The sequence below is a fragment of the Streptomyces sp. H27-D2 genome (assembly GCF_035828615.1).
Classification (GTDB): Bacteria; Actinomycetota; Actinomycetes; order Streptomycetales; family Streptomycetaceae; genus Streptomyces.
This window is the reverse complement of the sequence record NZ_JAYMZR010000036.1, coordinates 47,732-57,747: the sequence shown is the minus strand read 5'-3', so window position 1 is coordinate 57,747 and position 10,016 is coordinate 47,732. Positions and strand designations below refer to the sequence as shown.

Below are 10,016 nucleotides of genomic sequence, written 5' to 3'. Positions count from 1 at the left end.
GCGCCCGCGCCACCGCGCCCCGCTCGCACGCTCTACGCGCACGCCCCCGCGCCCACCCCGGGGCGCGTCGGCCTGCCGACCCGCCCCGTCCCCGTGCCCGCCGTCAGACCCGCTTGAGTCCGGGCTTGCCCGCCTCGGTGATGAACGACGCCGCTGTGCTGATCGGCGCGCCGGGGGTGGTGACCGCCGGGACCGTCCGGAAGTCGGCCCTGGCCTTCTGCTGGTCCAGGGTGAGCCTGAGGTAGCCGCGGCGGCCGTTGTAGAACTTCATGTGCGGGTTGGCCGCCATGTAGGCGTCCCAGTTGGCGGGCTTCTCCGCGCCGTTCTTGCCGCTGCTGATGGAGGTGGTGACCAGCTCGACGCCGGTGGTGCGCGAGTCCGGCCTGTCGAAGTCCCGCTTGATGTCGAAGCCGAAGCTGACGTGCACATCACCGGTGAGGACCACCAGGTTGTCGACCCCCGCCGACTCGGCTCCGGCGAGCACCCGCTCGCGCGAGGCGCTGTAGCCGTCCCACGCGTCCATGCTGAGCTTGTACGCGTCGGTGGGCACGCTGCGCCGCTGGGACAAGGCGACCTGCTGCGGCAGCACGTTCCAGAGCGCCTGCGAGCCGCGCCAGCCGTCGATCAGCCAGCGCTCCTGGGCCGCGCCGGTGATCGTACGGGCCGGATCCGCCGACTCCGGTCCCGGCGCGTGCCAGCCGTCGCCGTACGCCTGGTCGGAGCGGTACTGCCGGGTGTCGAGGATGTCGAACTGCGCGAGCCGGCCGAACTGGAGACGGCGGTACAGCCGCATGTCGGGGCCGTTGGGCCGCTGCGGGCCGCGCAGCGGCTGGTTCTCCCAGTACGCGCGGTAGGCGGCGGCGCGGCGGACCAGGAACTCGGCGGGCGGCAGGTTGTTCTCGGAGGTCGCGTTCGCGTAGTTGTTCTCGGCCTCGTGGTCGTCCCAGGTGACGATGAAGGGGTGCGCGGCGTGCGCGGCGATCAGGTCGGGGTCGGTCTTGTAGAGCGCGTAGCGCAGCCGGTAGTCGTCGAGGGTGACCGTCTCGTGGTTGTAGTGCGCGGGCAGCACCCGGTCGGTGTACTTGCGGGCGCCGCCCGCCGCGTCGACGGCGTACTCGTACATGTAATCGCCGAGATGGAAGACGGCGTCGAGGTCTTCCTCCGCGAGGTGCTCGTACGCGGTGAAGTAGCCGTCCTGGTACGCCTGGCAGGAGACGACGCCGAGGCGCAATTCGGAGATCCGGGCGTGCTGCGCGGGGGCGGTGCGGGTGCGGCCGAGCGGGCTGATCCAGTCTCCGGCGCGGAAGCGGAAGTAGTAGACGCGGTCCGGGGACAGGCCGACGGCTTCGACGTGCAGGCTGTGGTTGAACTCGGGGTGGGCGGTGGCCCAGCCGCGCCTGACGACGCGGCTGAAGCGCTCGTCGTGCGCCACCTCCCAGCGGACCGCGACTCTCTCCCGGGGCAGGCCGCCGCCGACCTCGTACGGCTCCGGGGCGAGCCGGGTCCACAGCACGACGGAGCCGGGCAGCGGGTCGCCGGAACCCACGCCGAGGGTGAAGGGGTCGGCCCCTATCCGCTTGCCGTCCAGTTCGGCTGCCTGCGCCGCGCCGGTGCCGGGGAGGTTAGTGGCGAAGGCGAGCGCGGCGGCGGCGCCGGTGACCGTGAGGAAGCGGCGGCGGCCGAGGTGCGCGGCGGCGGCCAGAAGTTCCTGGCGGCCCTGGCGGTCCGTGCTGTTCTGGCGGTCGTGCCGGAGTGAGGCGTGCGGCATGTGGCCCTCCCTGACTCGTGATGACGCGCGGGGTGTCACAGCGCATTCGAGTGGCGGGGGACGGCTGCACTCTGACGCGTGCACAACACATACATGTCGGTTGGGTGAGAACCGGCTCCGCAACGGACGGCCACGGACATTCCGGTATGGAAATAAGACGAACGGCGGGCGCGCAACGGGCGCACAAGGGGCGGTCAAGGGGGCGCACGGCCGACGCGCACGCCGCTGTGGCAGCCCGCTGCCGACCGGCCCCCCGTACGGTCACCGGCGGACTCCATCCGGTCGTCGGCCCCGGCCGCGCGCAGTCGTAAAATCGCGCCATGGCAGAGCTGATGGCACGAGACGGCACCTGGACGTTCGACGGCGAGGTCATCCGGATCGTGCCGGGGCGCGACCGGGGCGTGCACAAGCTGCGGCAGCTGCTCGGCGAGATAGCCGTGCCGCTCCAGGCGCTGGCCGGGATCGCGTACGAACCGGGCAAGAAGGGCGGCCGGCTGCGGCTGCGACTGCGCGCGGGCGCCGATCCGCTGCTGCACGTCACCGGCGGCGGGCTGCCGGAAGCCGCCGATCCGTATCAGGCGGCGGTGGGCTCGGACCGCACGGGCGTCGCGGAGTACTTCGCCGACGAGGTGCGCAACGCGATGGTCGTCGAGCAGGTGCCGACCGGCCCGTGCGACCGCTTCCTGCTGCCGGGACCGGCTGTCCCGCTCTCCGCGACCGCGGTGGACGGCACCGCGACCTTCGACGGCGAACGGGTCCGCCTCGAATGGAACTGGATGGTCGAGGAGAGCAAGAAGGCCGCGGGAAGCCGCAGCTTCGCGCTGGACGACCTGGCGGGCGTGGGGTGGACCCCCGCGATAGGGCTGGAGAGCGGCTGCCTGCGCTTCGTCCCCAAAGGCATGGTCACCAAGATGAAGCCCGAGCACGACCCCAACTGCCTGCTGGTGTGGGGCTTCAAGAAGGAAAGCGGGACGACGGCGCTGCTGGCGGCGGCCGTAGCGGCCCGGCTGCCGCATCCGGCGGCCGGAATCGAGGTGGCCGGGGCCGGCGGGTCCGGTGAGCCGGCGACTGGCGACGCGGGCCAGGAAGCCCCCGGCGACATGAGCGCGCCGGCCCCCACCCGAGAGGCGACCCGCGCCCCCGGCGACAGCACCGGCAACGACCACGACGCCCTGCTGCGCCGACTGCGCGAACTCGGCGAACTGCGCCGCGACGGCGTCCTCACCGACGAGGAGTTCGCCGCCGCCAAACAGACGGTGCTGGCCCCCTTCCACGGGGGCGGCTGACCGGGGGCCCGCCGTTCCCCTCTACCCTGCGATGCCATGAGTGAGATCCAGAAAGTCGCGGTAGTGACCGGCGCGGGCTCCGGAATCGGCCGGGCGGTCGCGCTGACCCTCGCCGACGCCGGATGGGCCGTGGCCCTGGCGGGACGGCGTGAGCCGGCCCTGCGGGAGACGGCGGGCCTGGCGGGGAACAGCACGGCGGCGCTGCCGGTGCCGTGCGATGTGACGCGCCCGGAGCGCGTCGACGCGCTCTTCGCGACCGTACGGGACCACTTCGGGCGGCTCGACCTGCTGTTCAACAACGCGGGCGGCTTCGGCCCCTCGGTACCGCTGGAGGAGCTGACGTACGACGAGTGGCGCTCGGTCGTGGACGTCAACCTCACCGGAGCGTTCCTCTGCGCGCAGGGCGCCTTCCGGCTGATGAAGGAGCAGCACCCGCAGGGCGGCCGGATCATCAACAACGGCTCCATCTCGGCCCATGTCCCGCGCCCGAACAGCGTCGCCTACACCGCGACGAAGCACGCGATGACCGGCCTCACCAAGTCGCTGTCGCTGGACGGACGGGCGTACGGCATCGCCTGCGGCCAGCTCGACATCGGCAACGCGGCGACGGAGATGACCGAGCGCATGCGGACCGGCGTCCCGCAGGCCAACGGGACGACCGCCGTGGAGCCGGTGATGGACGCGGCGGACGTGGCCCGCACGGTGCTGCACATGGCGTCGCTGCCGCTCGCCGCGAACGTCCAGTTCGCGACGGTGATGGCGACGGCCATGCCGTACATCGGGCGGGGCTGAGGGGGCGCGGGGGCGCGCGCGAGGGCGCGGGAGGCTGAGAGGGCGCGGGGCTGAAGGGGCGTGAGGGCGCGGGGAACGGCGCGGGGCTGAAGAGGGCGCGCGGCGCTCGGGAAGGCGCGCGGCTGCCGGGTCCGGCGCGCGTCAGCCGCGCAACGCGACGACCGTCGCGACCGTGTCGGCGTCGGCCGCGCGCTTGTCCTCGCGGTACCTGAGCACCCGCGCGAAGCGCAGGGTCACCCCCGCCGGATAGCGGGAGGAGCCCTGGACCCCGTCGAAGGCGATCTCCACCACCAGCTCGGGCCGGACCACCACGCCCCAGGCAGGCGTCTCGACGGCCAGTTCCTGGAGCCGTTCGGTCTGCCAGGCCAGCATCACGTCCGTCATGCCCTTGAAGGTCTTGCCGAGCATCGCGAACGAGCCGTCCGACTGCCGCGCGCCCAGGTGCAGATTGGACAGCTTGCCGGTCCGGCGGCCGTGCCCCCACTCGGCGGCCAGCACCACCAGGTCGAGCGTGTGGACGGGCTTGACCTTCAGCCAGGACGCGCCCCGGCGGCCCGCGTTGTACGGCGAGTCCAGCGCCTTGACCATGACGCCCTCCTGACCGCGGGTCAGCGCGTCCGCCGCGAACGCCCGCGCCGCCGCACGGGTCGCGGCCGAGCCGGGGTCATCGGCGACCAGCCGCCGTACGCGCAACCGCTCAGGAGCCACCCTGGCCAGCTCGGCGTGACGCTCCTGAGCGGGGAGCGCGAGCAGATCACGGCCGTCCACGGCCAGCAGGTCGAAGAAGACCGGCGAGAGCGGCAGCGAGACCCGCGCGCCCGCGACGTCCAGCCGGGAGCCGACCCGCCCGGCCGTCTCCTGGAACGGGCGCGGCCGGCCGTCCTCGCCCAGCGCGAGCACCTCGCCGTCCAGCACCGCCTGTTCGGCCGCCAGCTCCAGAGCGGCCGCGACGACCTCGGGCAGCCGGTCGGTGATCTCGTCCAGGGTGCGGGTCCAGATCCGTACGGCGCCGCCGTCCCGGTGGACCTGCACCCGTACGCCGTCGAGCTTCTCCTCGACCGCGCAGGGGCCGAGCCTGTCGAGGGCCTCGTCGACGTCCTTGGCGGTGTGCGCGAGCATCGGCAGCACCGGACGGCCGACCTCCAGCCGGAAGTCGGCCAGCGCGGCCGGCCCGCGCGCGAGCAGCACCTCGGCCACCGCGCCGAGCGAACCGCCGAGCATGACGGCCCGCCGTACGTCCACGGCCGCCGCACCGCTCGCCGCCGCCAGCGCTTCGACGGCGAGCGCGTCCAGCGCGCCCTGCCGCACCTCACCGCTGATCAGCCGGACCAGAAACCCCTGCTCCTCGGTAGTAGCGGCGGACATCAGGGCGCGCAGCAGCCGCTTCCGCTCACCCTGCGCGCCCTGCCCGGCGACGGCCGCGATCCGGTCCAGCAGCCCGTGCACCTCCAGCACCGCGAGCCCCGGCGCCTCGGCCGGCGGCACGGACTCCCGCAGCGTGCCCCAGCCGACGCCGATCCTGCGCTGCGGCAGCCGCCCCGCGAGGTAAGTGATCACTACCGGCGCCTCGGCGGGCTCGGTCCCCCGGAACAGCTCCGCGAGCAGCGCGGTCTTGGTCGAACGGGCGGCGGTCTCGGCGACCTCCCGCGAGGTCCGGGCGATCTCGGCCAGCAGCATGCGCTCATCCTCACCCGGCGGGGGCGCGGGCGCAGCCCGACGGGCGCGACAGCGTGCCTGGGGGCGCGCCGGACGGGAGCGCGAGCGGGCGCACGGGCCCGCGCCATGACCGAGGCCTACGCCGGCTTCGGCAGGTCACAGCGCGCCATCCGGTGGGGGTGTCACCGGGCCGAGTTCGGGGCGTTTGGCCAGGTGCGCGTCTCCGGAGGAGCGGTTTCGGAGCCGCCGCACGATCCAGGGCCCAAGGAAATCAGCGGCCCACTGGAGTTCGGTGCGCGCGACCCGCCACCCCGAGTGAGCGGTCCCCGGCGGCAGGGGCAGAGCCCAGGTGTCGTCGCTGCCGGGCAGGCTCAGGCCGTGGGCCACAGCGGCAGCGATGCGGTCATGGCCGAGGGCGTTGGCGTGCAGCCGGTCCGGGCTCCAGATCCGCGGGTCGGTCGTGACGGCATGGGGGAAGGTGTCGACGAGCGTGGCTCCGTGGCGTCGGGCGGCGACCCTGATCCGGGCGTTGAGATCCAGCACGCGGGATCTCAACGGGCGGGCGATGGGCGCGATCTTCCCGATATCGGGAAACGTGACCGCGACGACGTGCACTCCGGCGGCGGAGAGCCCGGCGAACATCGCATCGAGGTGTCCGACGACTTCCGCCGCGTCGTACCGGGGACGGATGAGATCGTTCATGCCCGCGACCACGGTGGCCAGATCGGGCCGCAACGCGAGCGCGGCCGGAAGCTGCGCGGCGCGGACCTGGCCCGCGAGATGCCCGCGCACGGCCAGGTTCGCGTAACGGACCTCCGGGTTCACCGCCGCGAGGCGTTCGGCGAGCCGGTCGGCCCAGCCCCGGTAGCCGTGGACCTCGTCGCCGTCGTTGAGCCCCTCGGTCTGGCTGTCGCCGATCGCGACGTAGCGCGCGTAGGCGGGAGCGGCGCGCGGGACGCGATCGACGGAGGTGAAGTCATCGCTCGGCACGGGCGGCCTCCCGGCTTCTCAGAAGCTCAGCGGTCCTCAGGCACCAGTCGTGGTGCCCCTGTTCGAACTCCCGGCCGCGCAGACAGGTCAGGTACGGCCCGATCCGCTCCCCGTCGCGCAGATACCTCTCCTCGGTCTCATCGCCGCGGAGACGCTGGAGGAGCTTGCCGAAGACCTCGATCCTGCCAGTGGCGACCGCCGCCCGCTCTTCGAGCTGCGCGATCACCGGTTCCGCACCGATGCGGTCGATCGCCTGAACCTTGACCAGCAGGTCGTCCCGGATGAAGGACGGCTTGGACGCGGCGACCGCGAAGCGTTCCAGCTCGGCCAGTCCCGCCGCTGTGACCGTGAACAGCCGCTTGTTCGGCCGGGTTTCCTGAACGACCCGCCGTCCGGCGACCAGCCCGTCCCTCTCCAGCCCGGCCAGTTCGAGGTAGAGCTGCTGCGGCAGCGCGTACCAGAAGTTGGCTACGCCGACGTCGAACGCCTTGGCCAGCTGGTAGCCGCTGTACTCGCCGTCGAGTAGCGCGGCGAGCACCGCGTGGCGGAGCGCCATCGTGTCCTCCTTGCCTTGCCGGGTGGACTACCCACCATAGTCAAAAAAATGACTAGCCACTTCTATGGCTATATCAATGACCTTGCCAGTGACCATGCAGGCACCAAGAACAAAGGTTCACCAGCAACAATCTGCGCCTTGTTCCGGAAGAAGCCACCGATGCCCCCTACCAGTGCGTAAACATAGGGCGACCAGGCGAACTGACATCGGAACAGCGCAAGAACGACCGCGCAGCCATGTCAGCAGCACCGGCATCCGTGTCACCACTCGCGCCAGCACCCGCTCGCCGCTTGCCTCATCCCTCGGAGATCCCGTTGCGCACACACATAGCCACACCCGCCCTGCTCGCCGCCGTCGCCCTGGCGGGTGGCCTGCTGGCCGCCGCGCCGGCGCAGGCCGCCGCCCATCAGAGCGGGCTGCACCTGGGTGCCATCCAGTACGACAGCCCCGGCCGTGACACCAGAACCAACGCCTCGCTGAACGCCGAATGGGTCGACATCCACAACAACTCCCGCTCGTCCGTGCAGCTCAAGGGCTACAAGCTCAAGGACAACACCGGCTACGCGTACACCTTCGGGAGCTACCGGATCGGCGCGGGCAAGACCGTGAAGGTCCGCACGGGCCGAGGGAACAACGCCTCCGGCGTCGTGTACTGGAACCGTGGCTCCTACGTCTGGAACAACACCGGCGACAAGGCCCGCCTGCTCAAGCCGAGCGGCGCGCAGCGCGACTCCTGCTCCTGGAGCGGGTCGGGCGGCGGCGCGGCCAGCTGTCACTGACGCGGCTCCCTCCGCTGCGCGCCACGCGCGGGCCGACGCCCGATTCATGACGTCTGCCGTCTGCCGTCTGCCGTCTGACACAGCGGCAGCCGTGGTCGCCGACCGCAATCGCGGGCAGCGCGGGCCCGCTCCCCAGCTGAACTTGGCCGGCAGGCCGAATGCGATGAGGGTCCCCGACATTGGTCGGGGACCCTCACGGAACGCAACCCTGGCGACGGACTCTTGCCCGTCGCCAGGGCCGGCCGCTTCTGAGCCGCCTGTGCTAGATGTATCCCGCCAGGCGAGAACTCCTTCCGCTCCGGTGACCGTTCAGCCTGCGCATCGCGCACCATGCGGAACACACAGACGACGCCGCTGCGTCTGAAATTCCGGATACGGGCTCTTCAGAAAGCGGGCGTCGGACGCAGAGCGGTTCGTGAGATGGTGAACACGCCAGGGGCCCGCCTCAGGCGCATCGCACAGGACACCGCGGGTGGGCGCACCGACCAGAGGAAGACGGACACGGGTGTACGTCGCGAGAGTCCGTCTGTCGAACATCAGAGGCTTCACCGGAAAGCGCGCGGTGGATCTGGCGCTGCCCGCGCGTGGCAGCTGGACCGTGCTCGCAGGGCGCAACGGTTCCGGGAAGACAACCCTGCTCCAAGCGGTCGCGCTGACACTCGGCGGCCCGTCGGTCTCCCGCACCCTGGTGGCGGACTTCGGTGGCTGGCTCACGACCCGGGCCCGTTTGGGCTGGGCAGAGGCTAGCGTCGTCCGTGACGAGTCCGACGCCCTCACCGGCCGCGGCCGCGCACCGAAGGGTGAGCTGGTGCTCGGACTGAATTGGTCCCGGCCCGTGCAGGGCGGCGGCGAGCGACTGGAGAGCCTGCGGCCGTCCATGGAGCCCTTCAAGGCGCCGAGCGCGGCCCGTGGGCGGGGAACCCGTGCGGATGGTTCTGCGCCGGATACGGGCCGTTCCGGCGGTTGATGGGTGGTTCCGGAGAGGCTCAGCGACTCATGCTCGCGCCCGGCCCCGCAGGCAGGTTGGCGACCTTGTTCCACGAGGACACCTCGCTGGCGGAAGGTGTCTCATGGCTGGTCGACCTGCATCTGCGGCGTCTGGAGAGGCGTCCGGGTGCTGCCAGCCTGCTGAGGACGGTCACAACCCTGCTGTCGGACGGGCTGCTGCCGGACGACTACCAGGTCAGGCGAGTTGACTCGGACGGGCTGTGGGTGGCGAAGAAAGGCCTCAAACGCTCCTATCCGCTGCGCGAGATGAGTGACGGCTACCGCACGGTAGCCGCTCTGGTGCTGGACATGACCCGGCAGATCCAGGCCGCCTACGGCAGCCTGCACGTAGTGTCGACGGACGACGGCGGCGTCGCAATCGGCGCGCCCGGCGTGGTGTTGATCGATGAGCTGGACGCGCATTTGCACGTCACCTGGCAGCGGCACATCGGCGGCTGGATGCGGCGGCACTTCCCGAACATCCAGTTCATCGTCTCCAGCCACAGCCCGTACATCTGCCAGGCCGCCGACCCAGGCGGCCTGATCCGACTGCCGGGGCCGGACGAGCGGCGGCCGCCCGAAGTGGTGGACGAGAAGCTGTACCAGCGCATCGTCTACGGCAGCGGGGACGACGCGGTGCTGTCGGCGCTGTTCGGCCTGGAGAGTCCGTACTCCGACCGAGCCGAACACAAGAGGCAGCGTCTGGTGGCGCTGGAGCGGAAGGTCTACGCCGGGACCGCCGACGCGGAGGAGGTCACGGAGTACTCGAAGCTGAGCGGGCTCCTGGCCAGTTCGCTGGAAGCCCGGGTGACCGAGGTGGCGGCCCGCTTGGGTGGCGAACGGTGATCCCTGTACAGCGGATCACCGCACCACCGGCTACCCAGCGGCTTCTGACCAGGCGCAGCGTGAACGTCACGGTCCGGGGTGGGACCAGCACGACGGCGCGCGAGGAGTGGGCCAACGCCAAGGCCGCCAAGCGTCACGTGCGCGGACTGCTCAAGCGGCGCAGATCGCCGATGCGCTGCGGATTTCGCCATTCACAGGTGTGGTGCGCGCTATGGAAGGGCTGACGCCCACGGCAGCCGCCAATGTCCTGGGGGCGAAGACGGTAGCGGCACTGGACGAGTGGCGTGGACTGTACGGCGCTTGAGTGCTGCTGACCATCGCGGCGCGAGGGTGGGCTGGTCCGTGGAACGACCTTC

The 10,016-nt window shown here is 71.7% G+C and carries 9 protein-coding genes; 5 read left to right on the top strand and 4 right to left on the bottom strand.

What is annotated here, in order from left to right; genetic code table 11:
• Nucleotides 1–103: 103 nt before the first annotated feature.
• Nucleotides 104–1,768, bottom strand: coding sequence for an alkaline phosphatase D family protein (locus QMK28_RS16250; protein WP_326438458.1), 1,665 nt, complete (start codon nucleotides 1,766–1,768; stop codon nucleotides 104–106).
• Nucleotides 1,769–2,088: 320 nt separating this feature from the next.
• On the opposite strand from QMK28_RS16250, the gene QMK28_RS16245 reads away from it, so the two are divergent.
• Together QMK28_RS16245 and QMK28_RS16240 are read left to right on the top strand one after the other, a co-directional pair.
• A complete protein-coding gene (locus tag QMK28_RS16245) occupies nucleotides 2,089–3,054 on the top strand; it encodes a DUF4429 domain-containing protein (RefSeq protein ID WP_326438456.1) in 966 nt (321 codons plus the stop codon).
• A gap of 36 nt (nucleotides 3,055–3,090) precedes the next feature.
• Complete coding sequence (locus tag QMK28_RS16240; RefSeq protein ID WP_326438454.1) at nucleotides 3,091–3,846, top strand: SDR family oxidoreductase; 756 nt, start codon at nucleotides 3,091–3,093, stop codon at nucleotides 3,844–3,846.
• A gap of 141 nt (nucleotides 3,847–3,987) precedes the next feature.
• On the opposite strand, the gene QMK28_RS16235 is transcribed toward QMK28_RS16240, so the two are convergent.
• The 3 genes from QMK28_RS16235 to QMK28_RS16225 all read right to left on the bottom strand — a co-directional run bounded on the left by QMK28_RS16235 (nucleotide 3,988) and on the right by QMK28_RS16225 (nucleotide 7,048).
• Nucleotides 3,988–5,523, bottom strand: coding sequence for an ATP-dependent DNA ligase (locus QMK28_RS16235; RefSeq protein WP_326438452.1), 1,536 nt, complete (start codon nucleotides 5,521–5,523; stop codon nucleotides 3,988–3,990).
• Between the two features lie 135 nt (nucleotides 5,524–5,658).
• A complete protein-coding gene (locus QMK28_RS16230) occupies nucleotides 5,659–6,492 on the bottom strand; it encodes an SGNH/GDSL hydrolase family protein (RefSeq protein WP_326438450.1) in 834 nt (277 codons plus the stop codon).
• Nucleotides 6,479–7,048: a PadR family transcriptional regulator gene (locus QMK28_RS16225; RefSeq protein ID WP_326438448.1), complete on the bottom strand. Its 570-nt coding sequence runs from the start codon at nucleotides 7,046–7,048 to the stop codon at nucleotides 6,479–6,481. The genes QMK28_RS16230 and QMK28_RS16225 overlap by 14 nt, the downstream gene beginning before the upstream one ends.
• 314 nt (nucleotides 7,049–7,362) lie before the next feature.
• Between QMK28_RS16225 and QMK28_RS16220 the strand changes: the two genes are divergently transcribed.
• The 3 genes from QMK28_RS16220 (at nucleotide 7,363) to QMK28_RS16210 (ending at nucleotide 9,660) form a co-directional block, all read left to right on the top strand.
• Nucleotides 7,363–7,827: a lamin tail domain-containing protein gene (locus QMK28_RS16220; RefSeq protein ID WP_326438446.1), complete on the top strand. Its 465-nt coding sequence runs from the start codon at nucleotides 7,363–7,365 to the stop codon at nucleotides 7,825–7,827.
• A gap of 505 nt (nucleotides 7,828–8,332) precedes the next feature.
• Complete coding sequence (locus QMK28_RS16215) at nucleotides 8,333–8,794, top strand: AAA family ATPase (RefSeq protein WP_326438444.1); 462 nt, start codon at nucleotides 8,333–8,335, stop codon at nucleotides 8,792–8,794.
• A gap of 65 nt (nucleotides 8,795–8,859) precedes the next feature.
• Nucleotides 8,860–9,660 carry an AAA family ATPase gene (locus QMK28_RS16210; protein ID WP_326438442.1) on the top strand — a complete coding sequence of 267 codons (801 nt, stop codon included), beginning with the start codon at nucleotides 8,860–8,862 and terminating at the stop codon, nucleotides 9,658–9,660.
• Nucleotides 9,661–10,016: the final 356 nt, after the last annotated feature.